This window comes from Halocatena marina, from assembly GCF_023276375.1.
Lineage (GTDB): Archaea > Halobacteriota > Halobacteria > Halobacteriales > Haloarculaceae > Halocatena > Halocatena marina.
In genome coordinates, this window is record NZ_JALLPK010000001.1 from 403,478 (window position 1) to 430,428 (window position 26,951).

At 56.0% G+C, this 26,951-nt stretch carries 28 protein-coding genes; 16 read left to right on the top strand and 12 right to left on the bottom strand.

The window, feature by feature from the left end; translation table 11 throughout:
* Positions 1 to 32: 32 nt before the first annotated feature.
* The 4 genes from MW898_RS02005 to MW898_RS02020 all read right to left on the bottom strand — a co-directional run bounded on the left by MW898_RS02005 (position 33) and on the right by MW898_RS02020 (position 4,941).
* The gene (locus tag MW898_RS02005; RefSeq protein ID WP_248904090.1) at positions 33 to 503 is read right to left on the bottom strand and encodes a GNAT family N-acetyltransferase; all 471 of its coding nucleotides are present in this window, start codon (positions 501 to 503) and stop codon (positions 33 to 35) included.
* 44 nt (positions 504 to 547) lie between these two features.
* Entirely contained in the window at positions 548 to 2,293 is a 1,746-nt protein-coding gene (locus tag MW898_RS02010; RefSeq protein WP_248904092.1) for a YcaO-like family protein, read from the bottom strand.
* Between the two features lie 105 nt (positions 2,294 to 2,398).
* Positions 2,399 to 3,211, bottom strand: coding sequence for a transcriptional regulator TbsP (gene tbsP, locus MW898_RS02015; RefSeq protein ID WP_248904094.1), 813 nt, complete (start codon positions 3,209 to 3,211; stop codon positions 2,399 to 2,401).
* Between the two features lie 77 nt (positions 3,212 to 3,288).
* Entirely contained in the window at positions 3,289 to 4,941 is a 1,653-nt protein-coding gene (locus MW898_RS02020; protein WP_248904096.1) for a CHAT domain-containing protein, read from the bottom strand.
* 98 nt (positions 4,942 to 5,039) lie between these two features.
* Here MW898_RS02020 and glyA point away from each other — a divergent pair, with 98 nt between their 5' ends.
* On the top strand, positions 5,040 to 6,287 hold the full coding sequence (gene glyA / locus MW898_RS02025) for a serine hydroxymethyltransferase (protein WP_248904098.1): 1,248 nt from the start codon (positions 5,040 to 5,042) through the stop codon (positions 6,285 to 6,287).
* A 279-nt stretch (positions 6,288 to 6,566) separates the two neighbouring features.
* The gene (locus tag MW898_RS02030; RefSeq protein ID WP_248904099.1) at positions 6,567 to 7,169 is read left to right on the top strand and encodes an NUDIX hydrolase; all 603 of its coding nucleotides are present in this window, start codon (positions 6,567 to 6,569) and stop codon (positions 7,167 to 7,169) included.
* Between the two features lie 125 nt (positions 7,170 to 7,294).
* Here the strand turns inward: MW898_RS02030 and MW898_RS02035 are convergent, their stop codons facing one another.
* On the bottom strand, positions 7,295 to 8,128 hold the full coding sequence (locus MW898_RS02035) for an amidohydrolase family protein (RefSeq protein ID WP_248904100.1): 834 nt from the start codon (positions 8,126 to 8,128) through the stop codon (positions 7,295 to 7,297).
* Positions 8,129 to 8,299: 171 nt separating this feature from the next.
* Here MW898_RS02035 and MW898_RS02040 point away from each other — a divergent pair, with 171 nt between their 5' ends.
* Positions 8,300 to 9,361, top strand: coding sequence for a TrmB family transcriptional regulator (locus tag MW898_RS02040; RefSeq protein WP_248904101.1), 1,062 nt, complete (start codon positions 8,300 to 8,302; stop codon positions 9,359 to 9,361).
* Between the two features lie 158 nt (positions 9,362 to 9,519).
* On the top strand, positions 9,520 to 10,335 hold the full coding sequence (locus tag MW898_RS02045; protein WP_248904102.1) for a sugar phosphate isomerase/epimerase family protein: 816 nt from the start codon (positions 9,520 to 9,522) through the stop codon (positions 10,333 to 10,335).
* 31 nt (positions 10,336 to 10,366) lie between these two features.
* Here the strand turns inward: MW898_RS02045 and MW898_RS02050 are convergent, their stop codons facing one another.
* Positions 10,367 to 11,155 (bottom strand): SDR family NAD(P)-dependent oxidoreductase, encoded by a 789-nt coding sequence (locus tag MW898_RS02050; protein ID WP_248904103.1) that lies wholly within the window; start codon positions 11,153 to 11,155, stop codon positions 10,367 to 10,369.
* A gap of 274 nt (positions 11,156 to 11,429) precedes the next feature.
* Between MW898_RS02050 and MW898_RS02055 the strand changes: the two genes are divergently transcribed.
* On the top strand, positions 11,430 to 11,918 hold the full coding sequence (locus MW898_RS02055; protein ID WP_248904104.1) for an FKBP-type peptidyl-prolyl cis-trans isomerase: 489 nt from the start codon (positions 11,430 to 11,432) through the stop codon (positions 11,916 to 11,918).
* A gap of 48 nt (positions 11,919 to 11,966) precedes the next feature.
* Here MW898_RS02055 and MW898_RS02060 read toward each other — a convergent pair whose 3' ends face one another.
* Complete coding sequence (locus tag MW898_RS02060; protein ID WP_248904105.1) at positions 11,967 to 12,602, bottom strand: helix-turn-helix domain-containing protein; 636 nt, start codon at positions 12,600 to 12,602, stop codon at positions 11,967 to 11,969.
* 85 nt (positions 12,603 to 12,687) lie between these two features.
* Between MW898_RS02060 and paaA the strand changes: the two genes are divergently transcribed.
* The 6 genes from paaA (at position 12,688) to MW898_RS02090 (ending at position 16,418) form a co-directional block, all read left to right on the top strand.
* The gene (gene paaA / locus MW898_RS02065) at positions 12,688 to 13,617 is read left to right on the top strand and encodes a 1,2-phenylacetyl-CoA epoxidase subunit PaaA (RefSeq protein WP_248904106.1); all 930 of its coding nucleotides are present in this window, start codon (positions 12,688 to 12,690) and stop codon (positions 13,615 to 13,617) included.
* Between the two features lie 2 nt (positions 13,618 to 13,619).
* Positions 13,620 to 13,931, top strand: a complete 312-nt coding sequence (gene paaB, locus MW898_RS02070) for a 1,2-phenylacetyl-CoA epoxidase subunit PaaB (protein ID WP_248904108.1) — start codon at positions 13,620 to 13,622, stop codon at positions 13,929 to 13,931.
* Complete coding sequence (paaC, locus tag MW898_RS02075; RefSeq protein ID WP_248904110.1) at positions 13,931 to 14,785, top strand: 1,2-phenylacetyl-CoA epoxidase subunit PaaC; 855 nt, start codon at positions 13,931 to 13,933, stop codon at positions 14,783 to 14,785. The genes paaB and paaC overlap by 1 nt, the downstream gene beginning before the upstream one ends.
* Positions 14,786 to 14,945: 160 nt before the next feature.
* Positions 14,946 to 15,356, top strand: a complete 411-nt coding sequence (gene paaD, locus MW898_RS02080) for a 1,2-phenylacetyl-CoA epoxidase subunit PaaD (protein WP_373689873.1) — start codon at positions 14,946 to 14,948, stop codon at positions 15,354 to 15,356.
* Positions 15,356 to 15,550, top strand: a complete 195-nt coding sequence (paaE, locus tag MW898_RS02085) for a 1,2-phenylacetyl-CoA epoxidase subunit PaaE (RefSeq protein ID WP_248904114.1) — start codon at positions 15,356 to 15,358, stop codon at positions 15,548 to 15,550. The genes paaD and paaE overlap by 1 nt, the downstream gene beginning before the upstream one ends.
* Before the next feature lie 49 nt (positions 15,551 to 15,599).
* Positions 15,600 to 16,418, top strand: coding sequence for a rhodanese-like domain-containing protein (locus tag MW898_RS02090; protein ID WP_248904116.1), 819 nt, complete (start codon positions 15,600 to 15,602; stop codon positions 16,416 to 16,418).
* Positions 16,419 to 16,441: 23 nt separating this feature from the next.
* Here MW898_RS02090 and MW898_RS02095 read toward each other — a convergent pair whose 3' ends face one another.
* The gene (locus MW898_RS02095) at positions 16,442 to 16,789 is read right to left on the bottom strand and encodes a DUF7347 domain-containing protein (protein WP_248904118.1); all 348 of its coding nucleotides are present in this window, start codon (positions 16,787 to 16,789) and stop codon (positions 16,442 to 16,444) included.
* 142 nt (positions 16,790 to 16,931) lie between these two features.
* Between MW898_RS02095 and MW898_RS02100 the strand changes: the two genes are divergently transcribed.
* The 4 genes from MW898_RS02100 (at position 16,932) to thsA (ending at position 20,526) form a co-directional block, all read left to right on the top strand.
* Positions 16,932 to 17,153: a hypothetical protein gene (locus tag MW898_RS02100; RefSeq protein WP_248904121.1), complete on the top strand. Its 222-nt coding sequence runs from the start codon at positions 16,932 to 16,934 to the stop codon at positions 17,151 to 17,153.
* Positions 17,147 to 17,692 (top strand): MFS transporter, encoded by a 546-nt coding sequence (locus MW898_RS02105; RefSeq protein WP_248904123.1) that lies wholly within the window; start codon positions 17,147 to 17,149, stop codon positions 17,690 to 17,692. Before MW898_RS02100 ends, MW898_RS02105 begins: the two co-directional genes overlap by 7 nt.
* A gap of 33 nt (positions 17,693 to 17,725) precedes the next feature.
* The gene (locus MW898_RS25935) at positions 17,726 to 18,718 is read left to right on the top strand and encodes a GNAT family N-acetyltransferase (RefSeq protein WP_368409159.1); all 993 of its coding nucleotides are present in this window, start codon (positions 17,726 to 17,728) and stop codon (positions 18,716 to 18,718) included.
* A gap of 131 nt (positions 18,719 to 18,849) precedes the next feature.
* Positions 18,850 to 20,526 carry a thermosome subunit alpha gene (gene thsA / locus MW898_RS02115; protein WP_248904127.1) on the top strand — a complete coding sequence of 559 codons (1,677 nt, stop codon included), beginning with the start codon at positions 18,850 to 18,852 and terminating at the stop codon, positions 20,524 to 20,526.
* Positions 20,527 to 20,888: 362 nt separating this feature from the next.
* On the opposite strand, the gene MW898_RS02120 is transcribed toward thsA, so the two are convergent.
* Together MW898_RS02120 and lrp are read right to left on the bottom strand one after the other, a co-directional pair.
* Positions 20,889 to 22,121 (bottom strand): MFS transporter, encoded by a 1,233-nt coding sequence (locus MW898_RS02120; protein ID WP_248904137.1) that lies wholly within the window; start codon positions 22,119 to 22,121, stop codon positions 20,889 to 20,891.
* A gap of 98 nt (positions 22,122 to 22,219) precedes the next feature.
* The gene (gene lrp, locus MW898_RS02125; RefSeq protein WP_248904138.1) at positions 22,220 to 22,678 is read right to left on the bottom strand and encodes an HTH-type transcriptional regulator Lrp; all 459 of its coding nucleotides are present in this window, start codon (positions 22,676 to 22,678) and stop codon (positions 22,220 to 22,222) included.
* Positions 22,679 to 22,806: 128 nt separating this feature from the next.
* On the opposite strand from lrp, the gene MW898_RS02130 reads away from it, so the two are divergent.
* A complete protein-coding gene (locus MW898_RS02130) occupies positions 22,807 to 24,177 on the top strand; it encodes a glutamine synthetase family protein (RefSeq protein ID WP_248904140.1) in 1,371 nt (456 codons plus the stop codon).
* A gap of 121 nt (positions 24,178 to 24,298) precedes the next feature.
* Here MW898_RS02130 and MW898_RS02135 read toward each other — a convergent pair whose 3' ends face one another.
* Together MW898_RS02135 and MW898_RS02140 are read right to left on the bottom strand one after the other, a co-directional pair.
* Positions 24,299 to 25,564, bottom strand: coding sequence for a YihY/virulence factor BrkB family protein (locus tag MW898_RS02135; RefSeq protein ID WP_248904142.1), 1,266 nt, complete (start codon positions 25,562 to 25,564; stop codon positions 24,299 to 24,301).
* Positions 25,565 to 25,647: 83 nt separating this feature from the next.
* Positions 25,648 to 26,751, bottom strand: a complete 1,104-nt coding sequence (locus tag MW898_RS02140; RefSeq protein ID WP_248904144.1) for a tRNA (guanine(26)-N(2))-dimethyltransferase — start codon at positions 26,749 to 26,751, stop codon at positions 25,648 to 25,650.
* Positions 26,752 to 26,951 lie beyond the last annotated feature (200 nt).

Sequence of the window (26,951 nt, forward strand, 5' to 3'; positions counted from 1 at the left end):
GCTCTTGCGTTCGAAGACAAGGAGATTATCTACTATCTATCCGTCACGAAGGATTTCCGAAACGCAATTTCTTCTGTGAGGAGATCCGGACGATCGCTGTAGTACTCGACCTGTGGCGTATTCGTAATTCGCGAAACTATCTCTTCAACTGCTACCTCCTGATATCCATGTGTTCTGAAATAATCGCCAGCTTTAGTACTGAAGAGATAGAGATTGGTCGCCCTCTGTGATCGTGCTTCCTGTTCGATGCGTTCGACGAGCGTCTCGCCGAGTCCGTTCGCTCGGTGTTCGGGTTCGACGTAGAGAGAGCCAAGCAGCGCTCCCGGCAAATCCAGTTCGAGACGGACAACTCCAGCGATCGTACCACCACGTTCTGCAAGCCAAAACCGAGAACGCGCAGGATCGATATCTTCGTACAGCATCCCACCAGCCGCCAGCTGATCGCGTATCTGTCTCGTTTCGTCATCCGCGCGACGAATATCATCCCCTCGAATGTCGGTCATCGGATCTGCGAGCCCTACGTCTACTGTGTATGTGCGTTCTGCTCTCACGGATACGGGTGATGTTCCCGTCGCAACCGTGGTTCGAATCCCAGTTCGATCGGAACTGTCTCTGCGCGCTCGCCAAAGTACGGATCGTCGACGAACAGCGGCTGAGCGCGAGGGATGAGAGCACGAACAGCTTCGAAACCAAGCGTGTCCACATCCGGTGGCGTCAGTCGTGCGGCGTAGGCATCGAGTCCCGCGTCGGTGATTCGTCGAACCAGGGCATCGAGCGCGTCCGACTTCGTTGGAACGCTTCCGGAGACACTTGAGGCCGAAACAGTCGTCTCGGGAGCGATGAACTCCTCGACAGACGAAGGGCGTGAAGCGAAATGCCCAATTCGCCCACCAGCAGTGCTGGCGTTTTCCCGTCCCATCGTTCGAAGCTCGGTCCAGTTCTGAAGTGCTTCACAGCAGGCCGACCGTGCCGCAGCGAACACATCGAGATCGGCAGCCAGTCCCATTGCGAACGCTGGCCAGTCGCCACTCCCGTTTGTTCGATGGACGGCGACACCAACAACGGGCACGTCGATATCTTGTGTCAACAGTGATGCGGTCACGGAGAGACCTTCTGCCCCAGCTCTGGCGACGAGCGTTTCGTACTCCTCGTCGTCTATCGAGAGGCCCAGCGGATCGTAGGTCGAATACCACGCTAACAGCGCGGCGTCGCGTTCGATGATTTCCGATAATCCTGCACGAAGCGCCATCGATCCTGAACTACCCAATCCTAAACCAGTCGTGATGGTCGGTCCAGCTCCGTGGTACGGAAAGAGAACGCGATCTGCAGGAAGGAACACTGGATTGCCTGTCGACAGATTTTCACCGGGTATCCACTCGATTGGATCGTCGTCAGCGGTCCCCGCTGGACGAACGAATGCCGACGGCGAAATCGCGTTCGAGAGATCGGTCGTTCGAGCAACGCGAACGTCGTCGGATCGGTACACCCCCGCGCTATATCGCTCCAGTCCCTCGCCAAGCGCCTTCATGAACGCTTTGTCCCAGTCGAGTGCGACACCGGCAGCCTGCCGACTCGCCGTCACGTCGCTGAAGTCAGACGTATCACCGAGCTGTGCGAGATAATACGGAACTGGGAACGATTCGACTTCACCAACTTCCTGAACTAATCCGACCCGATCGTCTAGTCCCCGCTCTGCACGTTCGAGTGCCTCATCGAGCGTCCGTTCCTCGTACTCCCGTCGAAGCCGCCAGTCCCGCTCTCTGCTACATTCGCAGTTCGGAACTGGAAGAACGCGACGAATTGCGTGAGGAATCTCGATGACGCCACCGAGCACTGGCGATCCCGAACCAGACAAGAGCCGAGCACTTTCTCGTCCGGCCAGCGCTCCCGCAAAGCGAGCCGTCGTGACGTCCTCGGTGTCCTCCTCGGAACGGCTGTGTGCTGAAGTAGAACTGAATTCGGAGTCAGCGGTACTGCGATTGGACACAACACGAGTTCGAAGACAGTCGAAACAGCCGGTTTCTGGACCATATCCCGAAACCGAGGCTTCGACAGTCGGGATACTGTGGCCACCAACGCCCCCGAGTTCGACGGCGATCCACCGCGTCTTTTGCTTTCTTGCTCTCTCGTTTACAGTCGAGAACAAGTCCGAGCCAACGCTTCCAACGACAATAGCGAGATCTCCGAAGTGTTGGGGGGGTGTGGAATGAACCGCTACCTCGTGATCGGTGTCCGAGAGCGCTGCCTCAATGGCATCGACGGACGGTCCTGAACCAACGACGATGACTGACATGGCTCATCGAACGTGTCGACACGAATAAGAAACACGGATTTGTCGCTGCTTGAACGTAGTAAAACAAGCGAAGCTAGACCGAATCGCGTCGATGATCTCCTTGTTTCAGGAGGCGAGCAGGCTCTGTGCGGCGTTTGCCAGATCGTCAGAGCCGGTGCCCTGAAGACGCTCGTCACCGAGCACGAGGCGCAGGCGTGGTCGACCAACATCGATCGGAACTTTCTCCGTGTCTACGAGACCCATCTCTTCGAGACGGGTTTTCGTACGGGAGAATGTTGCTTTGCTGGCGATGCCGACATCCTCGCCCCACTTGCTGATATCGTACAGCAGCTCCTCGTTCTTCGCTGCAACGAGCAGACTGATGGTGACTTCGTCGAGACCATCGCCGTTGCCGCGCGCAGTTTCGAGAGACGTAAGAACGCCATCGAAGTCGTCTGCGACATCGGTTCCGATCTCGTCGGACAGCGTCGTACGGACGCGCGAAATCGGTGGCGTCCGGAGCTTGAACGACTCAGAGACCTCCCACTCGTTCTCGTACTGATCGCGTGCAGCCGCCACGAACTCTGAATCGTCAGTGACGAGTCCAGCGACCTTCCCGCCCGCGGAGACGACAGCCGTAACAGCCTCATCGGAGACGATGAGTGTGTTCGTCGGGCCGTCGAACGTCCGCAGCGCAAGACGGTCCTCATCGATGAGGTCCGCAGCCGTGCTGCCGACGATGAAATCGTCGAGCACGTCCTTCAGGACGCGCTCACCAGCGAGCAAGCGCACCGAAACATCATCGGTTGCTTCTATTGCCGGGATTGTCACTTCAAGAATTTCGCGTGACGGGTTGACCAAGTACAGTTCTCCAGTAGCCTCTCCAAGGACTGAATTCAGGAGACCTTCGACACCTGATTCTAGTATGTTCGAACGCATCGGTAATGAATATTTATACCCTCATCCTATTTAATATCTGCGTTATCCAAAAACCGAATAGAACAGATATCCTGAAACTACTCGTACTCGGTTGACAAAAACTCTGCTGCAAGCTCATCTGACCAGCAAAGATCTTCGTCGAAGATGACCGGACAGGAGAGTCCATCGAGGACTCGAGGGACGTCTGCCCGGTCGAGTTCCGTTGTCGCAGAGGTACCACTGAGTCGAGTCCACAGTTCGAACGGGGCACAGTAGCTACCGCCTGGATATCGGTCCGGATCAACGGTGTAACTGAGTCTGTACGTCGTGCCGTTCTTGTTCAGTCGGGCAATGGCAGCCTTGTCATCGGTGAGCGTGTATGTTCCATCGCCGACGACAGTGTAATCCGTACTCATCATAATCTGCCGTCGAGCGAGCTGCATCGCACGTTCGATACCGAACCCGTTGATGAACAGCCGAGCAAACGTCGTCCCGACGTTGCTTGCCGGCTTGTTGAACACCTCTCGGAGTGTGACGGCACCAGCGACGCTACCACGCTCGATGAGTGCCTGACCTTGGTAGTACGAACCACACGCGTTGAGGAAAAACGTCCGCGCACCGACCGAAGAAAGGCTCTCGATGTCGAGTTCTCCGTCGGGACACTGTAAGCCACCTGTCTCACAGTGGCCAATGTAGTGGACGAAATCCTGACGCGATTCGAAGACTTGTGCGAGTTCGTCTACAGACAGCGACCGATGCATTGTGGTCGTTCGATCAGACTCGTTGTAGAACCGAGCAACCTTTTCGAGTTCGTCGTTCATCCCATCGTCGTTGAGAACAACGGTGATATCGAGAGGCGCCTCCGGAGCGGGCGTTGCGAGACGGTTCCGGAACGCTGCAACCGATGGGACGTACGCACCTGTTGGGGTACCGTTAGCGAGCCACGCGTGGAGGTCTCCCGGCTGAAGATCGGGGGCGACCATCTCGATGTTTGCAACTGATCCGCGATAGAAGTCATCGAGCGCTTCCGAGAGTAGTTCCTTCTCATCGATCGGTCGTGCACTCGGTGGGTAGATCAGACTGAGATCATCAAGCAAGTACGGAAGACTGGGGATCATATCGGAGGACGGTGAAACGTACGTCGAGAGATGCCACGTTGGCAGCTCCGACATGATCGACGCCTGTTTGACACCCATATACGCTGCGAGCCGCTCGCCTGGTGTCGCTGCCCGTATTGATTCTGGATTGAGACCGATCTTATCGAGTATGATGCGCTGATACGGTGGTTCCTCGTCAGGGACGTCTCGAACGAGACAATCGAGGAAAAACACTCGGCGAAGGAGAGCGGCTGCTTCAAATTGGATTTCTGAGAGAGAACCGAATGATTTATGTACTCCCGGCGCACTCAACCGTGCCGTACCGCTTCCAATCCGAACAGACGCACCAAGGTAGTACGCGAGCGGCGCGATGACGAACAATTCGTCGTAGTTCGCTGGAACGTCGATGATGATATCCGTTTGGGGAACCATCTCGCGCACTCGCGGCGGGATATACGTCTCGTCTCCGATCTCGACCAATGGTGGATGTGTTCGGTAATCTGGGTGTGATCGCTCGGGGCCGGTCGTCGACATCCCCGCGGACAAAACCGAGATGGCTGTCGCAACGCCTTCGGGGGTCTCAGAGACCGTAAACGTCGCTGGTCCCAGCGGCTGATCAACGGTCTGCCCATCACCCACGACGCCCCGGCTCATACCAGTAACTGGTATTGTTAGAGCAACAAATAGGTATCGACTCCGGAAGTCTGGCCACAGACGAGTAGATTATAGTGCAAGCGCACTGGAGAAATGACATGGAGTACGATCACGTCGGAGAGACTGATCCGGAAGTCGCCAACATGCTCTCCAGAGAGGTCGACCGCCAACGGGAGACGCTCGCAATGATCGCGAGTGAAAACCACGCTAGCCCCGCTGTTCTCGAAGCACAGGGGAGTGCTCTCACGAACAAATACGCCGAAGGATATCCCGGCGAGCGCTACTACGGCGGATGTGAGGTTGTCGATGAAGTAGAGCAGCTTGCAATCGATCGCGCAAAAGAGCTCTGGGGTGCAGAGTACGTCAACGTCCAGCCTCACAGTGGATCGCAGGCGAATATGGGCGTCTACCTCGCGGTGCTCGATCCGGGCGATACGATACTCTCGCTTGATCTCACGCACGGTGGCCATCTCAGCCATGGCCACCCGAAGAACTTCGCAGGACAGATGTACGACGTCGCGCGGTACGAAGTCGACCCGGAGACGGGCTACGTCGATTACGATGCTCTCGCCGATCAGGCACGCGACGTCGAACCCGACATCATCGTCTCGGGCTACTCAGCGTACCCGCGTCAAGTCGACTGGACCCGCATTCAGGAGCTAGCCGACGAGGTCGGTGCGTATCATATGGCGGACATCGCGCATATTACGGGACTTGTGGCAGCTGGTGAGCATCCGTCTCCGGTTGGAATCGCCGACTTCGTCACCGGGTCGACGCACAAGACAATCCGCGCGGGACGGGGCGGCATCATCATGTCTGATGCAGAATACGCTGATGCTATCGATAGCGCCATCATCCCGGGTATGCAGGGTGGTCCGCTGATGCACAATATTGCTGGGAAGGCGGTCGGATTCGGAGAAGCGCTCCAGCCGGAATTCGAGGAATACGCCACACAAACCGTTCGGAATGCGAGTGTTCTTGGGGAACGTCTCTCCGAACACGGTCTTAGTCTTGTCTCGGGTGGGACGGACACACACCTTGTGCTCGTGGATCTTCGGAAATCGCATCCAGACACGACCGGAAAGGACGTAGAGCGCGCGCTCGAAGACGTGGGAATTGTCCTGAACGCGAACACCGTACCCGGCGAGACTCGCTCACCGTTCGTCGCCAGCGGTATTCGTGCTGGCACACCAGCCCTCACCACTCGAGGCTTCGATGAAGCGGCAATGAAGGAGGTTGCAGACTGTATCGCCCGTATCGTCGAACACACGGACGATCCTGACGTGAAAGGTGAAGTCGCAGAGGACGTGCAGGCGCTCTGTGCTGACTATCCACTGTACGAATAAGAACGAGCACGGCTGTATCTGGGCCGCTCTCAGGCGTGATCGACGCGATATACTGATGATCTGCTCGTCTATCTGCTGTGGATTAATCTCGCTGTTAACGCCGCAAGCGACGTTCGTGCACGTTGCTGGCGGCACAAGGGACGACGTTGCTGTACGTTGCAGAATGTCAGATTCTCGACTCTTCGTGAATCGACGCACTCCGGCCGAAAAACACAACATGACGTACGTATGGTGTGTTGAGCTGCACACCAGAATCGAAGTAGACACAACGGAACCACAATGAATCATCCAAATTCAGATTTAGACTCTGACTCCACCTTTTCCTCGGATTTCAACGCTGCTTTTGAGGAAGTGTCATCTGCTCAGTCCCCGAATCCGGAACCGGCGGCGTTTCGTGCTCGGTACGAGGATGTTGTGTGGCACGAGGGGACACACGAACTCGACGCGGAATCGTTCGAATCTGTACGCGCTCGCGCACAACGTGGCTGGGGTGTCGGTGCGCTGATCGTGAACGAGGGGAGCGTGCTTCTCGTCCGTCAAGACAGTCGTTGGTACGCCCCCGGTGGGATGCTCGAATTCGACGAATCCCCTGAAGAGGGAGCCATCCGCGAAGTACGCGAAGAAACGGGACTGACGGTGCAGTTGGACGGGCTTGCAGCAATCGCTGAGCAGACGTTCGTCAACGCAGCCAACGAAGAGACGTTCGTGTTCTACTTTGCAATGTTCGATGCGCTGCTGGAGACAACGGTTCTCACCGACGATCCCGGTCTCTCGGATGAAAATATCAGTGCTGTCGAGTGGCACGCGACAGTTCCACCAGCTACCCACGACCGCCCGCTCATCGTCGAGCTACTCCAACAGCAGCATCCTCACTGGGAATAACAGACAACACATCCCAAAACGTCTCACTCTCCTCTCCCATCTTCGAATTCTGATGCCTGCTGTTTTGCAATCCAAATAATCAGTGCAGATACTCCACCATGTAACTGGTCAAATACGCGTATTTCTCAGACAACAGAAATGTCGAACGCTCGCTCTGCGTTTTTGTACAGGAACAGCTCTTTCGTCTCCTCATCGAGGTCGAGTGTATCGAGGCTGTTGAGGCAGTCTCCGGGTTGAATCATAGGATAATTTGTTCCAAACAGAACGTTCTCTCGACCGTACGTCCGCAGGAACTCGACGAACTCGTCAGGATAGCGTTTCGGTTTGTACGCTGAGGTATCGATGTACACGTTCTCGTACTTCGTCGCGAGCGCCATCATCTCAGCCGTCCACGGGTGGCCGATGTGACCTGCAACGATCGTGAGGTCCGGGAATTCACGCGCCACGGTATCCAGATACGGGATCGGTCGGCCCATCTCCGATGGTTTCAACGGACCAGTGTGGCCAACCTGCAAGCAGAATGGGACTTCCTGCTCGACGCACTCTGCATACACGGGGTAGTACCGACGATCGTCTGGTGGTAGTTCCCACAACCAAGGGATATTCCGTATCCCGACGAATCCCAACTCCTGTACACACCGGCGGACTTCTTCGATGGCTTCCATCGGGTTATTGAGTGGAACCGAACCGATACCTGTGAACAGTTCGGGTCGTTCGCTAACGATGTCCGCAACGTAGTCGTTGCTCAATAGCGGACCTTCCGGCCCCCACCACGCGGAAATGAGGGCCGTGTCGACCCCAGCGTTTTCGTAGGCCTGAATTGTCCATTCTAACGGAATTTCTGGAACAGTTTCATCGCCCTGCCAACGACGGAGCGAGGCGAACATTTCGTGATTGTGAAACTCCTCTGTCGGATGCTGCATCCACGCGTCGACGACAGGAATGTCACTATTTTCCATGTGTGTGATCATTCACTCGTAGTGAATATGACCGTCGATGCATCGAGGTATTCGGCTGATATACGTTGAGATTTTTCAAACCAGCAATTGTGAGTTTGTCACCATAGAACACGACTGTTTTCAGTCGGGCGATTGTAACGCATTTCAGTACACACAGCGTACCACAGCAGCATGGATGAGTCTGAGATCACCCGTCGGCTGCGACAGTTCGGATTTTCCGAAAAGGAAATTGACACTTATTTTACGATTCTTGCGCACGGAGAGGCGAAGGCAGCGACTATCGCGGAGAATGCGGGTGTCTCAAAGCGGTACGTTTACAGCATCTCTGAGACGCTCGAAGAACGCGGATTCGTTGAAGTCAACGACCATATCGTTCCGACGACCATCCGGGCAAACCCGCCAGAGGAGGTCATCGCACGGCTGACCGAGGAGTTGCAAGCAATGCAGCCAGGACTCGAATCTCGATTCAATCGGACGACACAGCCGACACAGCAGTTCGAGGTCGTTAAATCTCGTGTGACAGTGTTAAAACGTATTCAACAATTGCTTTCGAGAGCCACAGAAGAGGTGACGCTGTCCGTTCCGGTGTCGTTGCTCCCGAAAATCGAAGACGAGCTACGGGCAACGGTTGATCGTGGTGTGCTCGTTCTGTTGCTCGTGACCCGCGAAGATCTCGAGGACGGACAGATCGATCAGTTTGACGATATTGCGAGTGCGGTTCGTGTCTGGGAAGAACTCGCACCAGTGTTGCTCACGATCGACCGCCAGCAGGGAATCGTTGCACCAAATGAGATGCTCATGAGAGCGAACACGGGAAAACAGGCCATCGTCGTGGCTCAACAACAGCTCGTCCCCGTTTTCGTTGGATCCTTCCTCGGTAACTACTGGCCGATGGCGGATGAAGTGTGCGTGACCGAATCGGCGTCGCTTCCACATCGCTACGACGGATTCCGGCAGGCTGTGCTCCACGCGGAGCTTCACCGCCGGGCTGGTCAGCCACTCGTGGCACAGATTCAAGCCCGATCGACTGACTCGAACGACGACTATCACGACATAACGGGACCGATCGTTGAGATCCGACAGAGCCTCACTCAACCCGCAACGAACTCGTTCCCTGTCGAGAACGCGCTCGTCGTCGAAACCGACGACGGACTGGTCAGCGTCGGTGGTCCCGGTGCGTTCATCGAAGAGTACGAAGCTGGTGAAATCACTCTCGTGGCTGGCGAGGAGTGAGAAGAAAAAACGCCCAGTCGAAACACGAATCAATCTGATCGTCTCGGGATGGTCGTGCCGGAGGTCGGTTGCAGGTCGAGCGGGTATCGCGGAACAACGGGGCTATTCGTGTTCGGACCGGAATTTCTATGATCTGTGGCGTTCCGGTTGTATGCTCTATGACGAAGACAGAGAGCGAACGGTGCACCGATCTCGACCTCGGCTTCACTGTTGGTCTCGGGATGCCGTTTGACGAGACCGTCGAGTGGGCCGCGAGCGAAGGGTTCGATTTCGTCGAGGTGCTACTCGATGGCCCGTACGCCCGCGAACGCATCGCCGATCGACGCGAGTCGATGCGAACGACGCTCACAGACACAGGAGTGGATCTCATCGTCCATCTTCCGTTCGCTGTCGATCCTGGATCGCCGTTCACTCCTGTCAGAGAGGGTGTCGTCGATGAACTCATCGCCGGAATGGAGCTTGCAGCCACGCTCGACGCGGAGAACGTCGTGTTCCATCCTTCTTCTGATGCTTGGGATCTCGGCTGGTCCGAAGCGGAGTGTCGTGAGTTCGTCCACCGAAGTCTCGACGAACTCGTGCCCGCGGCCCACGAACACGGACTGACACCGTGTCTCGAAAACATCGTCTCCAGCTACTACGACGTGACCACGTTCCCGGAACTGTTAGAGCGCTATCCCGATGCATCGATGACTTTCGACACTAGTCACGCGCTGCTTGCTGGGATGGACGAATCCGGCATGGCTGAGTTCTGTCGGGACCACGCTGACCGGATCGATCACCTCCATCTCGTCGACACTCGCACAGGAGACGAGCACCTCCCCGTTGGAATGGGTCGCATCGATTTTACGACTGTGTTCGACGGTCTCGCTGCTGCCAGCTGGTCAGGGACTGCGACGCTGGAAGTCGGAACCGAAGACTACGACACCATCGCTCTTGGGAAACGGCACGTCGAGAAAGTGAACAGAACTATCTAATAATAGCTACGCGACTGACCGTCCATCGGTATCAACAGATCTGCCAGCCACCGTCGACGTGGAGCAGCTCACCGGTCACGTAGCTCGCATCGTCACTTGCGAGATACAGATACGCACCGGCCACGTCTGCTGGACGTCCGGCCCGACGCAACGGAACTGGCTTGAGGAATTTCTCCTCCTGTGCTTCTCGTTGTGCTGTTTCCGTCCATCCTTCGAGAAACTCCGTTGCGATCTGTCCGGGCGCAACACCATTAACTCGAATACCGTGTTCTGCGAGTTCGAGTGCCGCGCCGCGAGTGACCATCCGAATCGCTCCTTTCGTCGAGTCGTACTGCACCTGATCGAACTGTGCATGTGTGGAACTGATCGAGGCCGTGTTCAGGATGACCCCGGAGTGATCGCGCTCGATCATGTCGTTTGCTGCGGCCTGACAGCCGAAGAATACACCCCGAACGTTCACCGCGTGGATCCGGTCGAACTCCTCGGGGCTCACCTCACACAGGGATTTTCCGATGTAGAGCCCTGCGTTGTTGATCATTACATCGACGCCACCGTACTCACGAGCTTCCCCGATGAGTGACGCAATCTGTGCTGGCTCAGTCACATCTGTTTCGACGTACGTTGCTGTTCCTCCTGCTGCCTCGATCAGCTCGTGGGTCGGTTCAGTTTCGTTCGTATTCTTAGGATCTTCACGAACATCGGCGTTCAACACCGTTGCGCCAGCTTCGGCAAACCGAAGCGCAATCTCTCGTCCGATCCCCGAACTCCCTCCCGTTACAATGACCGTTTCACCACTGTAATCATACGCTGTACTACCCATACGGCTAGCTGCACAACACGAAGGAATATATACAATCGGCCGTCGTCGCAGTCATGCTCGGGACCTTCGGCAACGACGCAGTCCTGAGACGGTTTCTTCAATTTTCAGCTTCACCAGAGATCTCTAAGTTATTTATTAGTGACACCTTCGTCGGTATCCCGGCGATGGCCACGATCCGATCGCCAGTGAGTCTTCGCTCGGCTCTCCTCTATCACGGTACTGATGAAGGGCGTTCAGAGAACCGTTAAGGGGAACGGATGAGATCGGTACGACAATGATCGAAGAGGGAGCCGTTGCAGTCATCCACTTCGTCGGTCGACTGGCGGGCGACGATGCTGGTGCAGTGTTCGATACGAGCGATGTCGATGTTGCGCTCGAAGAAGGAATATATCACAACAACCGTGACTACGCGCCGCTCGAAATTCAGATTGGTGACGAATCAACATTTCCGGAAATCGAAGCAGCTGTCCAGACGATGAACGAGGGAGAAACGAAGACCGTTCGGCTCGATCCCGAAGAGGCGTTCGGGACTCACCACGAGGATCGCATCGTCGAGGTACCGCGTGCCGATCTTGAGGCACAGAGCGAGACGACAGCCACGGAGGGAGACCTCGTCGGAAGCGACCTTACCGACGGAATCGACGATGCGTGTACCGGTTGGATCACTGATGTGACCGCCGATACCGTCGAAATCGACTTCAACCACGAACTGGCGGGCGAACCAGTCGAATTCGAGATCCGATTGCTAAGCGTAAACGACTGAGTAACGACGCGTGGAAATCGGATACGTTGAATGATTCTGTGCGCTGCATCACGAGAACAGTTGTGGAATCACCGCTCGCTCGGCTCGTCTGAGTCGTTCGAGAAACGCGGATTTACTGAGATTGAGTTCGCTTGCCACAGTAGCGGCGTCTGCCATGCGTGGAATCTCGAAATACCCCAAATCGATAGCAACACGCAGAGCCTCCTCCTGTTTTGGCGTGAGGTCCCACCCCTGAGCGACCGTTCCCTGCTCCTCTTCGCCAAGTGGATACACACGCCGGAGCGTTACGCCAACGGTCTCGCCAGCGCGACTCATCACTCCGTCGAGCACGTCGTGTCCGACGACTGCGCCGGTAACGGTCGCATTACCGTCACGGTAGCTGAGCGATTCGACGAGGAGTCCAACACTCACGAGTTCGTGGACGACACACGGATGCTTCGAGAGACAGCGGTAGTTCGCTCGTTCGTCGAGCCGAGCGCGGTGGAGATACCGGATCCGTTCGTCACTGTCGAAGACCTGAGCAAGTCGCTCGTCGGGTGCGCTGAACTGCAGGAGTGCATTTCCATCGGAGCGTAGCTGTGGCGGTTGTGCGTCGATCGTCGTCTCTACTGTTCGAGTTGCCTCAGCCAGCGGGCAGTCGTCACCAGTCACCGCGAACTCGACGATGAGACACTCCGAAATCATGGACTCTGTAGTCGATATGGATATATAAAACACGTTCATGTGCGGGACAACCCGTATGTTAATCCGTTACAAATATTCGGTCGTAATGAATACAGCGGAGGCCAAAGAGCGGGCGGGACCACGCACGTTCAGTCCGCAGGACGATATGCCCGAGGAGTATCGTAAGGCTGCCACCCGGATGATTCAGTTTCACGCGAATTCTGAGATCATGGGCGCATACTTAGAAAAACCGTTCATCCGGCAAGCTCCGAGTCTCGACCGAAAGCTCGCGTTCTCCGCGAAGGTGCAAGATGAGATCGGACACGGGCAGCTCCTGTACAGAGCAGCGGAGTCCCTCGGCATCAAGACACGCGAACAGATGCTCGATGAACTGGCTGCAGGAGAGGGGAAATTCCTGAACTGCTTTCACTACCCGATGACAAAGTGGTGGGAGACGCCGATGATCGCCTTCTTCGTCGATGGGGCAGCGATGCGTCGACAAGCGACGATCAAGCGGACGAGTTGGGAACCGTACGCACACGCGATGGACAAGATCTGTTTCGAAGAGGGCTTTCACATCAAACACGGCGAAGACATCCTACGTGAACTCGCTACGGGGACTCGCCGCGAACAGGAGTTGGTACAGGAGGCGTTTGATGAGTGGTGGCCGCGAATTCTGCAGTTCTTCGGTCCGACGAACGATCAGAGCACACACCACGATTTCGCAGCCAGCGTCGGCCTGAAAACGATGAGCAACGACGAACTCCGGCAGGCGTTCCTCAATGCGTATCTCCCGAAAGCCGAGAAATACGGACTCTCTATCCCGGATGAGCCACGAATCCGCTACGAGGATGGACGCTACGAGGTCGTTGAGGATGACCTCGATTGGGACGAGTTCTGGCAGGTCGCGAAAAATGAGTACGACGGGAGCAAAGAACAGATCGGCTCACGGGCAGACGCACAGTCGGCTGTCGAGTGGGCACGAGCATCGCTCGAAAGCCACGACTCAACACAAACGCCGCAGGCGGCCGACTAATCATGATTTGGGAAGTCTTTAGACAGGAAGCTCCAGGGAAGTACCACACCCATTGTGGAAACGTCCACGCGCCCGACCGCGAGATGGCACTCCTGTTCGCACAGGTGCAACACGGACGTCGAAAACCAACCAACAGCCTCTGGGTCGTCCCGAAAGAGGAGATCGGAGAAGTTGATGCCGAGGAGGCCGAATTCGGCGGAACGACCGATAAGTCATACCGGTGGGTGTCGGCGTACAACGTCGATGTCGATTTCGCGGCCGAAATCGCCGAGTCCGACCGCGAACAGCGCGAAGCAGAGCGAGGTGAGAGCTGATGGCAAGCGCGATGCTCTCTGGTCCCGAGGACTTGACCGACCGAGAGCAGGCGGCTGTCGAGGCACTCCTCTTTCCGCTGGCGGACGAAGAGTTCGTGATCGCGGAGCGATACATCGAGTGGCAAGTGCTCTCTCCCACGCTGGAGTCGGATCTTGCGCTCTCGAACATTGCACAGGACGAACTCGGGCACGCGCGATTGTGGTACGATCTCTTGCAGGATTTCGGATACACAGAATCGGAACTGCTCTTCGAACGCGACCCGTCGGACTTCACGCACGCGGCGTTCGTTGAACTCCCGTTCGCGGAGGGTGACTGGGCAGACGCCATTGTCCGGGGGTATCTCTACGATGTTGCCGAACAACTCCGATTGGAAGCGCTCGAAGGAACGTCGTATCCACGAATCGCAGACCGGATTGGGAAAGTGCTCGGCGAGGAGTCGTATCACCGCGAGCACGCCCAAAACTGGCTGGAGCGACTGTGTGACGACACTGACGGCCGCGAGCAGGTTCAGAGCGCAGTCGATCGGCTATTCCCGTACGCGCTTGCGCTGTTCGAGCCACTCGATGCCGACAGCGAACGAGACATCGTCGATCTCGGTATCCGAACCGAATCGCTCGCAGATCTGCGAGAACAGTGGCTCGGTATCACCGTGCCGTTCCTCGAATCACTCGGTGTGGAAATACCTGTCCCCCCGACTGAGACTGACGCCAGCACGCTCCCCGATCAATACGGTCGCAACAGCGATCATACGGAGCACTGGTCAGCGCTACACGACGACTTAACCCGTACGTACCGCGAGTTAGGACGGACCGGAACCCACCGTATTATGAGTGATCCGGATGATGCCGAATGATCTCCCAGTCCGGTTCAGACGCGGCCGTACCACAGACGCCCCCGACGAACGCGAACGGACCTCTGACTGTTCACGAATCGAATGAGGAACGCCACAGTCGATACGGGACCGATCCCAATCGCACTGACACCATGTACACCCGAGGATTGACCAAACCATGATGCCCGATCACGAAAGCGACGAGCCCGAGTACTGTGCGTACACAGAGTACGATCGCGGCAAGAGCGTCGCCGAGCTTCCGAACACCGGCGAGAACGCGAGTGGTCTCGAACGGGACGTTTGGAACGCGCTCTTCGAAGTCGAGGATCCGGAGATGCCCATTAGTGTCGTCGATCTAGGATTGATTTATGGGGTCGACATCGATGACGACTATGCGACGGTCGAGATGACGCTCACGTACACCGGCTGTCCAGCGCGGAAGATGCTTCTCTCGGATGTGCGAAAGGCAGCCACGAGCGTTGATGGAATCGAAGAAAGCGACGTTCGGCTCGTCTGGAGCCCCGAATGGTCGGTCGAGTTCGTCACAGATGCGGGAAAGAACGATCTCCGCGAATTCGGGGTGAGCATCTGATGAGACGCCGATTTGATACCAGTTCGGATGCCGCACTCGACCCGAGCGTCGACACAGATGGAACGAGCGAGGGTGTGCGCTGTCCCTACTGCGACGGGACGAAGACAGAACGCGAACACCCAAAGGGTCCATCGCTCTGTCGCTCGATGCATTTTTGCCATGAATGTAAAGAGCCGTTCGAAGCGATCGGATAGACTGCTTCGATCAATAGCGTAATACTCTTTGGCGCGTTATCCCAGCACGATGAACGGTCGATCGCCCACTCGTCGACACCTTCTTCAGATGACTGGAGCGTCGCTTGTGCTCGGTATCAGTGGCTGTCTTGGTGGTAAGGACACGTCGAGCGACTCAGAACAAAGCGACGGATACGCCCCTCAGTCCAAGAATGGGACGGAAAAGACGAATGGTACGAAAACGAAGTCGGTCGACGTGAGCTCGTTCCCGACACGACCGACCCGTGGGACATCGGTGCCGCTTGTTCCGATCGACGTTGCACACGACTGGTACGTTCGGCGCGAGGCACGATTCGCCGACGCACGCGGGGAAACCGGATACGAGAAAGCACACATCAAAGGAGCGGTGTTGAGTCCAGCTCCGAAAGGACAAACGCAGAACGATCCTGTCGAGAACTGGCCGAAGTCAGACCGAATTATTACCTACTGCGCCTGTCCACACCATCTCTCCTCACTTCGTGCTGCAAACCTCATCAATCAAGGGTACAAGAACGTTTTTGCCCTCGATGACGGATTTCTCGCGTGGATGAAACGGAAATATCCGGTTGTGGGCTCAGAGGCCACCCAGCAACCGAATGTACAGGTCATTAACGGGCAGACAGCGCCACAGTATGCGGGTAAAACAGCGTGGGCATACCATCGACCGTCTGGCCAACGAGAAGCAACGACAATCGAATCGAAGGGACTCTACAGTCTTCGACTCCCGTTTTACGACGTTACTGGTGACTCTCTTATCGAGATCGAAACACCGGATTACATCATCGAAAAATCTCTCTCGGTGCTGACGAGCAAAACGATTACGCCCGAGGGAACGCTCTCCGTCAAGTGATTGAGTTTACAGTAGAGCGCACATCACGTACTCCACGGCGTCAAATGAACGTGAAAGAGCTTCCCGCACTCATCCTCCCCACACAGACAGCGCTCATCGGTCGCTATCTCTGAATCCTCGTACCCGACAGCGATAATGCGCGTTCCAGCGTGTCCCAACTCGTAACCGCCATCTGCTTCACGAACGAAATATTCACAGAGCTTTTTCAGATGATCGTTGAACTTTCCAGAGTCACGAATATCAACTCGCTCTCTGAGCTCCGTAAACGAGAGCACTCCATCGGCATCCGCAAGCTCTCGAAGGATCGACATCCAGATCTCGTTGCCGAGCACCGCGAGGGCATCGGTCAGATCCTCGTTACGACCAGCCATGAATCACCCCTACCCGAGCCATCTCTATCAGTCCTCTCCTGAATTTTCAGTATTATCACAGAATAGCTCTTCACCGAGTTTTGATATGAGATGTTTCCATCAGCGTCAGTATGCTCCGCGTTCGTTTGGATGAATCTTGCAAGTGGTGTCATCGAAGATAAAGGAAGTACGCCAGTCTCTCCATCGATGGCTCGCTAGTTTCCGGACCCGTCAGTTTCGACGGCTGCTCGTTGGGAGGGCTGTTAGCATCCTCGGAGACGGGCTGTACAGCGTTGCAGCGATGTGGTTAGTGTACGATCTCACTGGGTCGACGATGTACACAGGACTCGCGGGCGCGCTCGCGCTCGTCTCGGTCGTGTGCTAACTCTCGTCGAAATCACACAAGGTGTTCTCGTCCTCGCGGTCCCCATCGCCGCTGTATTCGGACATTTGACCGTGTCTGTCGTGTTGGCTGTGATGGTGTTGCTCTCGCTTGGCGGTCTTCCCGCGCTGCCAGCACAGAACGCAACCCTCCCACTGGTCGTCTCTGATGATGATCTTATCGGGGCAAATTCGGCGTTCTCGGTCGTCACGAAAACATTCGGTGCGATAGCGCGTGGCGTCGCCGGGGCGCTCATCGCTCTCGTCGGAAGCGTCACACTCTATCTCATCGACGCCGCGACGTTTGCACTCTCTGCGCTCGTTTTCACTTCACTCTCTGTCCCACCGCGATCGGGCATCGAAGAGCGTGCGCTCGATCTCACTGGATACGTTTCGGATCTCCGAAGCGGGATTGATGTGCTAACCAGTTCGACTGCTGGACAGATGCTCATCGCCAGCCGGTTTGCAAACTTTCTGGCGGGCGTCACACTGGCGGCTCTTCCCGCATTCGCCAACACTACGGGTGGTTCGGAGGTGTATTGATTACTGCTCGCTGGACTTACCGCTGGGCATATCATCGGTTCCGTCGGCGCTCCCGTCGCCGACCGATTCCCATTTGGTTGGATCACTATCGTCGGGATAGCATTCTCTGGTCTGCTGTGGATTGGGGCTGTGCTTGTTGCTGGACCTATTGCTACGGTTGTGTTGTTCACTGCGTCTCGAATTCCCGGGGGCGTATACAACGTTTCAGTCGTCACAATCTTTCAAACGAGCGTTTCCGACGACCGTCTCGGACGAGTGTGGTCAACCGTTGCCAGCGCAACAAGTCTCGCTGTTCCATCCGGTCTGTTGCTCGGTGGCGTTGCTGGAGAATGGATCGGGAGTCGATTAGTCATGTTCGCTGGCGGTGTCGGCTCGCTCTTGATGGCTGCCTACTGGTTCCTGATTCCGCCGCTTCCCGATTTGGACCACCGATCGAAGTCATATCTAGTCAGTTTGGTGATCCACACGTGGCGAACTGAATGTTCATATTCACTAATGGTTAACTTCATTGGCATGCTATTACATAACATGAATCTTCGATCGGCAACTGTGGCAGACATTCCACGGATTCAGACGATCGCTGAGCGCTCGTGGGAGCGTAACTACGACGTTCTGACGCGTGAAACAGCGCGCGAGACCGCAATGGAGTGGTACAACGAAGAAAAACTGCGGACAGACATCGAGCGTGACGACGCACGCATACAGGTGGCTGAAGCTGATGAAAGCGGTATTATCGGCTTTTCACACAGCGTATGGGGTGATGAAGAAACTGTGACTGGAACGGTCCTCCGTCTCTACGTCGATCCGAATCATCGGAACCGGGGCGTTGGCTCCAAACTGCTCGAAGCGACCCGTGCCGTGCTCAAAGAACACAATCTCGAATGGGTCGAGGCAATGGTACTTGCTGCGAACGAGCCCGGAAATGATTTTTATCGTTCCGCAGGTTTCAAGCGGATTGAGGTCGCCGAAACGACTATCGGAGACGATTCGTACTCGGAGTATGTTTACCGGGATAAGACTGAATAAACGATATATAAAAACACATTTGACACTCGTTGTCACGCGATACGGGACGGTTATGTGAGGTGGTTTCTCGTGACAGTGCGGTACTTTTATGTAGAAGCACATTCAATCATCGACCGATTATGGCTCAGCAGATGGGTAATCAGCCCCTCATCGTTCTGTCCGAGGAAAGCCAGCGCACCTCGGGACGCGACGCACAGTCGATGAACGTCACCGCCGGAAAGGCGGTCGCCGAATCCGTACGCACGACGCTCGGTCCGAAAGGGATGGACAAAATGCTCGTCGATTCGACGGGCAACGTCGTTGTCACGAACGACGGTGTCACCATTCTGGATGAGATGGATATCGAGCACCCTGCCGCAAACATGATCGTCGAGGTCGCCCAGACCCAAGAGGACGAGGTCGGCGACGGTACGACGACAGCAGTCGTCATTGCAGGCGAACTCCTCGCAAAGGCCGAGGATCTGCTCGAACAGGATATCCACGCTACAATTCTGGCGCAAGGATACCGTCAGGCAGCCACGAAGGCAAAGGAGATCCTCGAGGACATGGCCATCGACGTCTCCGAGGACGACACGGAGATTCTCGAACAGATCGCCGCCACCGCAATGACCGGCAAAGGTGCCGAGTCGGCGAGAGATCTCCTCTCTGAACTCGTCGTCGACTCCGTGCGCTCGGTCAGCGACGAGGACGGGATCGATACGGACAACGTGAAAGTCGAGAAGGTCGTTGGCGGTTCTATCGATGAGTCCGAACTCATCGAGGGCGTCATCATCGACAAAGAGCGCGTCCACGACAACATGCCGTACTTCAGCGAGGACGCTGACGTCGCACTCATCGACACCGCGATCGAGGTTCAAGAGACCGAGATCGACGCTGAGGTCAACGTCACTGACCCAGACCAGCTCCAGCAGTTCCTCGACCAAGAGGAAGCACAGCTTCGTGAGATGGTCGAGACGCTCGAAGATGTCGGTGCCGATGTCGTCTTCTGTCAGAAAGGCATCGACGACATGGCCCAGCACTACCTCGCTCAGGAAGGCATCATCGCCGTCCGCCGAGCGAAGAAGTCCGACATGAAGCGGCTCGCACGCGCAACCGGTGGCCGCATTGTCTCGAACATCGACGACGTCACCGAGGACGATCTCGGATTCGCTGGAAGCGTCGCCGAGAAGGACATCGGCGGTGACAACCGCATCTTCGTCGAGGATGTCGATGAGGCAAAGTCCGTCACGCTCATTCTGCGCGGCGGTACCGAACACGTCGTTGACGAGGTCGAGCGCGCTATCGAAGACTCGCTCGGTGTCGTCCGCGTTACGCTCGCCGATGGGAAAGTTCTCCCCGGTGGCGGTGCCCCCGAAACGGAACTTGCTCTCGGACTCCGAGACTACGCTGACAGCGTCGGAGGCCGCGAGCAGCTCGCAGTCGAAGCGTTCGCAGACGCCATCGACGTCATCCCCCGCACCCTCGCAGAGAACGCGGGTCACGACTCGATCGACGTACTCGTCGACCTTCGCAGTCGCCACGACGGCGGCGAAAAGTCCGACGGACTGGACGCATACACCGGCGAAGTCGTCAACATGGAGTCTGACGGCGTCGTCGAACCGCTACGCGTGAAGACGCAGGCTGTCGAGAGCGCAACGGAGGCCGCTGTCATGATCCTCCGCATCGACGATGTCATCGCTGCTGGTGACCTCAAGGGTGGCGGCAGCGACGACGACGATGACGATGCACCTGCTGGCGGTCCCGGTGCTGGCGGCATGGGCGGCATGGGCGGCATGGGCGGCATGGGCGGTATGGGCGGCGCGATGTAAGCGTCGGTCAATAGCCTACTCACCACCATACGCCACTTCGATTCGCACCGTCACAGTTCACGAATCATTTTCTTTGAGATACGAAACGGATACAAGCCCACAGTAGCGACCGATAACGGGTTGTTCGCAGTGCTGTTTGCTTTGGGAGTCCTCATACGAGAATGAGTGCTGTAGCAGGAGTGAGCAGTTAGTCGTTTTATAGGTTGGCTCTGTGGGCTGATCTTCTGTTGCTATCGCACTTCGAGCGCTCACGAGCGATTAGGAATCAACACCCGTGTCCACGATCGAGACCGTCTCTATCCAGAATCAACGATTAAAAATTGGTCTGAATGCGTTTCAACAGTGGTACGAAGCTGTCTCCTTCACAATCTGCTTGGAATAGTATCGTCCGTGCTTTCGTGCTCGGTGAACGGATTTGAAACCGTCAGAACGCAAAAAAGCACGATGACAGCGAGACACCCGAACGTGGCGAGAGCTGTAAGCGGTGAGGTGATGCTCGCTACTGCGCCACCACTTGCGCGTGCAAGAAAGAAAACGAGCGCGTACACCATCGAAACGCCACTGAGCGCCGTGGCCCGCCCGTGTGATGCGATTTGATCGTTGATGAACGCATTCCCCAGCGTATCTGTCGCCATATTGACTCCTCGGGCGAGAAAGAACGCAGGTACCGCAACGATCGGAATCTGTGTAGCGAGCAACAACACACCGGCGAGGGCGACTGGAACAATCGTATACCACCGCTCTGTCCCGAACCACCGTCTGATCCGCCCTGCTTGGGACGAACCGATCGCCGCTGCGATCATAAGCCCTGTATACAGCGGTCCAAGCGTCGCTGGACGGATTCCCATCGCTAGCATCACCGGTTGGACGAATATCTCAATCGTCTCTGGAACCGCGAGGATGAGTGCTGATAGCAACACGAACGTTCCAATCCGACGGTCCGTAACGATTACTTGGAGCGCTTTGCGCGCCTTCGCGGGCGAAAAACTATCACGCTCCTGTGTTACAGACGGTTCGGGAAGCGTTGCAACGACAAGCGCAGCGAGCGCAGTCGTGACAGCGGCCGCGAGAAACGGGAGCGACGGCTGGATCTCATACAGCAACCCGCCAACCAGTGCAGTCGTGGCTGCAGAAACGTAGAACGCACCAGTCGCCCGGCCACGGATATGCGTGTACGCCTCACTCATGCGGTCACGAGACGCTTTCTCTTCAGCGTCTGTCTCAATGTCTGAGAGGATATCGTACAGCCACGCATCGGCGCTTCCAGAGCGAAACGTCGCGGCTATCCCCCAGAACGCATAGAGTCCGACGAACGCGACGAGCGTCTCAGCGAATGCAAAGCCAATGTGCGTGATCGAGAGCAACACCGCTCCGAGTATGAGGCTGTTACGCCGACCAATCCGATCCCCGAGATAGCCCGTTGGGATCTCACCGATGAGTATCCCAAGAAAGAATACTCCGGTCGCAAGTCCGACAGCGGCAAACGTAAGCCCCTGTGCGAGTGCGTATATCGTGATAATTGGATAGACAAATCCTTCTGCGACGAGTGCACGATAGAGAAAAAATCGGTAGACAAGTGCAGAACGATCGGTCACTGTTGCACAGTCACACGAAGAAACATAAATGCTATCGATATGTTTGTGACACCGATTACCCTATCAACTGAAGCGTACCGCGGCGATGAAGAAGGAAACTACTCTTCTATATCGAGTGAGAACTGTTCGTGTTCAGAGACCGTGTTCAACACGACACTCGTATTTGTCTCTTTGACATTCACGTCAGTTAGCAGTTGTTTGATCTGTGCGTTCATTCCGTCCGTGTCTTTGAACTTTGCGATGGCGATAATATCGTGATCACCTGTGACCTCGTAGACGGACACCATCTGTTTCACATCACGGAGCGTATCGGCGACATCGGTGATGGCGCTCCCTTCGACTTTGAGTTGGATGACTGCCGTCACGTCATAGCCGAGTGCATCGTAATCAACTTTTGGGGTGTATCCCTCGATAACGCCCTCCTCATCGAGGTCGCTCAAATGGTTTGAGACCGTTGTAACGGAGACACCGAGCTCCTCTGCAAGATTTCTGAGACTTGCTCGACCATCTTCGAGAAGCGCATTCACCAATTTCTCGTCCAAGTTTTCATACGTCATTATATCCCCCCACTCGATCGAGACACTATAATTTTACGAATATCCAGTTATTCGTCCAGAGAAGTCGGTCTTGCAGGAACCAGTATGGTTTTAACCGTGAGGATAGATGAGTAGAACGTCAAAGAACGATGGGAAACGAAAATATTGCCTCTGATGGGGGACTTGATCCCAAGGCACAGACCGTCCTCGATGAAATCGAGGAACACAATGTCGATTTTCTCCGTATCCAATTCACAGACATTCTCGGAACAGTAAAGAACGTCTCTATACCAGCAAGTCAGGCAGAGAAGGCGTTCACCGAGGGTATCTACTTCGATGGATCGTCTATCGAGGGATTTGTGCGGATTCAGGAGAGCGACATGCGGCTCAGACCAGATCCGAACACGTTCGCGCTGTTGCCGTGGAAGACCCGCGACGACGGTACCGCGAGCGCCAGACTGATCGCAGATGTAACGGATGCATCCGGCGCGGACTTCAAAGGTGACCCACGTCACGTGCTCAAGCGTGCACTGAAGCGGGCAGGAGATATGGGATACACCCTCAACGCGGGACCTGAGCCGGAGTTTTTCCTCTTCGAAGAGGAAGACGGCCGGGCGACGACCATCACTCACGACGCGGGTGGATACTTTGATCTCGCGCCGAAAGATCTGGCAAGCGATGTGCGTCGAGACATCATCTACGGGCTCGAAAAGATGGGCTTTGAGGTGGAGGCGAGCCACCACGAGGTCGCAGAAGGGCAACACGAGATCGATTTCAAGTACGACGACGGTCTCACCACGGCTGATAACATCGCTACATTCCGGGCAGTAGTGCGCGCGATCGCCGCCGAACACGATCTGCACTCGACGTTCATGCCAAAGCCCATCGCGGGCATCAACGGCAGCGGGATGCACACGCACCTTTCACTGTTCACCGAAGACGGAGAGAACGTCTTCCACGACGAAGACGATGAGTTCAATCTCTCGGAGACAGCAAAGCAGTTCCTCGCAGGCGTTCTGGAGCACGCACCCGCCATCACTGCGGTTTGTAATCCAACAGTGAACTCATACAAGCGACTCGTGCCGGGATATGAGGCTCCTGTCTACGTCGCATGGAGTGATGTGAATCGGACTGCGCTCATCCGCAAACCTGCTGCACGGACGCCAGCCGCTTCGCGGGTCGAACTCCGCTCACCGGATCCCTCGTGCAATCCGTATCTCGCGCTTGCAGTCATGCTCCATGCAGGACTCGACGGAATCGAGCGTGGTCTCGATGCACCCGATCCAGTCCGAGAGAATATCTACGAATTCGACGAATCGACGCGCGAAGAGTACAATATCGATGTTCTGCCACCAAACCTTGGTGCAGCAATCGATGCTCTCGAAGATGACGATGTGATCCTCGATGCGCTCGGTAAGCACGTCGCAGAGAAATTCATCGAGGCAAAGCGTGCTGAATTCGACGAATATCGGGTGGCGGTTTCGGAGTGGGAACTCGAGAAATACCTGGAAACGTTCTAACTCTTAATCACGTACTCTCGCACGTTTTATCGCTTCGTGCTTCGTCCCGCGATATTTCCGTATTGTGATCGTTTACAAACGTAAACAGGGACACGAACACGAATATGAACACGAATACGGCCTACGAACGGATTGATTCGATACGGTTACGAAGGCGGGCAGGAATTCCAAGGAGATTGAATCCGACGCCGACCACGATCATGAAGACGTAGAGACCCAGTGTTGAGAGCCAGATAATGATCATCGCGAGGATTGCCCACAGTCCCGCGAGATAGAAAAAAGCTCCAATAGTCATTGCCGTCCCGTAGAGGAGGACGAGATACGGTCCCCAGCCGCGGGCTTTGCCGCGCCGTGCGCGCCGGCGCACGTATCGTTTGAGGTCACTTTCGAGTTCGTCTCGGTGGACGGTTCGGTCGTCGATGTCTTCTTCGAACTCCCGAAGCTGTTCTCGCAGTCTGCGAACCTCCGCTTCGAGATCATCGTCCGATTCAACGTCAAATGGCTCGTCGTCTGGCATAGATAGTTTCGGAATTGGTGGCCCTACTGTAGTCGTTTCCGCATCAGATTCGTCGGGGTCGTCTTCGTCGAGGCGTCCGGTGAGTGCTGCATTCAGTACAACACCCACGAGGAGGATAAGAGCCCCGAAATAGAGAAACGTCACGAGTAACAGGACCCCACCGATCGCCCCATACGCGTCGTAGCTACCCGCGTAGGCAGCGTAGATTCGAAACGCTGTCTGGAGTGCGGTCCAGCCGATTGCTGTAAAAGCTGCACCAGGGAACGCCTCTCGGACTGAGATCGATTCTCCTGGGAGGACATAATACAGGGGAAGGAGAGTGAGGGTAAGTCCACACAGCTGGGCGATTGTCCCGATTGTCCCGATGACGTCGACGGTCCCGACGACGAAATCGACCCCCGGAAAGGCGATGATCGTTCCGATAGCGACGGTGAGTGCGATACCGATACCGACCGCCATGAGTGTCAAAAGACCATTGCGCAACTGACCGACGATCCCATCCGAGGGTGGTTCTCCATAAACGGTCGAGAAAGCAACATCGAGGCCGCGAAAGAGCTTCAGTCCGCTCCAGAGGAGAACAAGTATACTGACGACAGTCGCACCACTTTGGCCCGATTGATTGTCCAGTGCATTTTGAACGAGTTCGCCCGCTTGCCCTCCAACGGCGTTCGTCACTGGCTCTGAGACAGCAGTCGAAAACATCTCCCCGCCGACGACGGATCCGACGACGATGGTGAGCAACAACAGAGGAATGAGTGAGATGAACGCGTAGTAGGAAAGACTCGCAGCGATAAATGTCACTTGTTCTGACCGGATGCCATCAATGACCGTTTGTATAACGCTGATAATCCGCTGCACGCTGGCATTCACGCTCTCTCGGTTTGTCCGTCGATCACATATAAATCGGGGGAAGAAGTCATCAGAACAGATAGTACACGCCAGCTACGGTTGGTTTATGTCGTTATGCGTCTCATCGCTTCGACGTCAGCGTTGGTCTTGAACGTCGTCCCTCCATAGTGGGTTCGGGACGCCTCGTACCCCGATTCAGTCAACGCCTCGAGGAATTCATCCATCGAGATTGCAGAAATACCCCATTGCTTTGAGAGCCGGTGTTGGTCGTAATGTGTTGGTCTGTCGATTTCATCTGCGATGGTGTCGAGTAACCGACGTGATCGGGTGGCGGTTCCCAGTTCTTCTGTTATGCGTTCACGAACGTCGGTCACGAAGTCCACCTCGTGGGTCGGCCCGAGCCACAATGGACCAGCGGTGTTGATTCGAGTACTCTCGCAGTTCGGACAGACGTCGTGCGGATTGGCGATCAAACCTTCTGTCGTCGTTCGATAGAGACACGCTTCGCAGTGATCGACGTATCCGAGTTCGTCCATGGTTGCGTTCGCATCCGTCGCTCGGTGACTGGTTGCGAGATACGTTCGCACGTAGTGGCGCGTTACGTGACTCAGCACAGGCGTGACGCCAACATCGTACCGGGCAGCAGTCCGAGCGAGCGCTGAGAGAAGGATGCGGAGTCCCATCTCCGCGTGAAAGTCCGTGTTCCGTGGAACGGCGCTGTACGAACGAACCCCGCTTTGAAAGTGAGCACCACACAGCGGCGCGGTGTCGGTTGCCGTGACACAGACGAGAGAGCGAGCACACTGGAACGCGGCGTCGGCAAATGGAATGGGCGTCCCGAACGGATCGAGATCGACCACGTCGACTCCCTTGTTTTCGTGCATGTACGCGTTCGCGTCACGGTGGACGATTCGTCCATCGAGATCGTTGCGCGTGAAGTTGGTTCGACAGTGCTCGACTGCGTCCGTATCGTAATCACAGCACGTCACGTTCCATCCTTCGGCAGCCGCGCGAACTCCCCGAATACCGCTTGCGGCGTTCGCATCGAGATACGATTCATCACCCGTCCGATCCTGCCACGTACGTAAGACAGCGACCGTAATGTCTCGATTCATCTCCTGTCGAGGATTATAGAAGACGACATCCCCAACTCCCGACTCAGGCTGCTCGGGAACCTCGATCGTAACCGTACCCTCGTGCACCTCCATACACGTCCCAACTGCCCAAGCGCGAAAAGCGCCACCATCCCGTCGGGAGATCTGTGTTCTCACCAGACGTCATCGATTGATGTCGGAGATCGTGACCATACAGACAGAACAAATCGAGGGAAGGGTGAACAAACGTGAATGACAGCAAACAGTGCGTGAGTGCATCGAACCGGTTTTGTTTCCTGACCGTCAAACTGTAT

What these genes read in the sequence shown, in the direction of transcription:
- MW898_RS02005 (WP_248904090.1), bottom strand. Translation starts at nt 503, where the DNA reads ATGACCGACATTCGAGGGGATGATATTCGTCGCGCGGATGACGAAACG.
- MW898_RS02010 (WP_248904092.1), bottom strand. Translation starts at nt 2,293, where the DNA reads ATGTCAGTCATCGTCGTTGGTTCAGGACCGTCCGTCGATGCCATTGAG.
- tbsP (WP_248904094.1), bottom strand. Translation starts at nt 3,211, where the DNA reads ATGCGTTCGAACATACTAGAATCAGGTGTCGAAGGTCTCCTGAATTCA.
- MW898_RS02020 (WP_248904096.1), bottom strand. Translation starts at nt 4,941, where the DNA reads ATGAGCCGGGGCGTCGTGGGTGATGGGCAGACCGTTGATCAGCCGCTG.
- glyA (WP_248904098.1), top strand. Translation starts at nt 5,040, where the DNA reads ATGGAGTACGATCACGTCGGAGAGACTGATCCGGAAGTCGCCAACATG.
- MW898_RS02030 (WP_248904099.1), top strand. Translation starts at nt 6,567, where the DNA reads ATGAATCATCCAAATTCAGATTTAGACTCTGACTCCACCTTTTCCTCG.
- MW898_RS02035 (WP_248904100.1), bottom strand. Translation starts at nt 8,128, where the DNA reads ATGGAAAATAGTGACATTCCTGTCGTCGACGCGTGGATGCAGCATCCG.
- MW898_RS02040 (WP_248904101.1), top strand. Translation starts at nt 8,300, where the DNA reads ATGGATGAGTCTGAGATCACCCGTCGGCTGCGACAGTTCGGATTTTCC.
- MW898_RS02045 (WP_248904102.1), top strand. Translation starts at nt 9,520, where the DNA reads ATGACGAAGACAGAGAGCGAACGGTGCACCGATCTCGACCTCGGCTTC.
- MW898_RS02050 (WP_248904103.1), bottom strand. Translation starts at nt 11,155, where the DNA reads ATGGGTAGTACAGCGTATGATTACAGTGGTGAAACGGTCATTGTAACG.
- MW898_RS02055 (WP_248904104.1), top strand. Translation starts at nt 11,430, where the DNA reads ATGATCGAAGAGGGAGCCGTTGCAGTCATCCACTTCGTCGGTCGACTG.
- MW898_RS02060 (WP_248904105.1), bottom strand. Translation starts at nt 12,602, where the DNA reads ATGATTTCGGAGTGTCTCATCGTCGAGTTCGCGGTGACTGGTGACGAC.
- paaA (WP_248904106.1), top strand. Translation starts at nt 12,688, where the DNA reads ATGAATACAGCGGAGGCCAAAGAGCGGGCGGGACCACGCACGTTCAGT.
- paaB (WP_248904108.1), top strand. Translation starts at nt 13,620, where the DNA reads ATGATTTGGGAAGTCTTTAGACAGGAAGCTCCAGGGAAGTACCACACC.
- paaC (WP_248904110.1), top strand. Translation starts at nt 13,931, where the DNA reads ATGGCAAGCGCGATGCTCTCTGGTCCCGAGGACTTGACCGACCGAGAG.
- paaD (WP_373689873.1), top strand. Translation starts at nt 14,946, where the DNA reads ATGCCCGATCACGAAAGCGACGAGCCCGAGTACTGTGCGTACACAGAG.
- paaE (WP_248904114.1), top strand. Translation starts at nt 15,356, where the DNA reads ATGAGACGCCGATTTGATACCAGTTCGGATGCCGCACTCGACCCGAGC.
- MW898_RS02090 (WP_248904116.1), top strand. Translation starts at nt 15,600, where the DNA reads ATGAACGGTCGATCGCCCACTCGTCGACACCTTCTTCAGATGACTGGA.
- MW898_RS02095 (WP_248904118.1), bottom strand. Translation starts at nt 16,789, where the DNA reads ATGGCTGGTCGTAACGAGGATCTGACCGATGCCCTCGCGGTGCTCGGC.
- thsA (WP_248904127.1), top strand. Translation starts at nt 18,850, where the DNA reads ATGGGTAATCAGCCCCTCATCGTTCTGTCCGAGGAAAGCCAGCGCACC.
- lrp (WP_248904138.1), bottom strand. Translation starts at nt 22,678, where the DNA reads ATGACGTATGAAAACTTGGACGAGAAATTGGTGAATGCGCTTCTCGAA.
- MW898_RS02130 (WP_248904140.1), top strand. Translation starts at nt 22,807, where the DNA reads ATGGGAAACGAAAATATTGCCTCTGATGGGGGACTTGATCCCAAGGCA.
- MW898_RS02140 (WP_248904144.1), bottom strand. Translation starts at nt 26,751, where the DNA reads ATGGAGGTGCACGAGGGTACGGTTACGATCGAGGTTCCCGAGCAGCCT.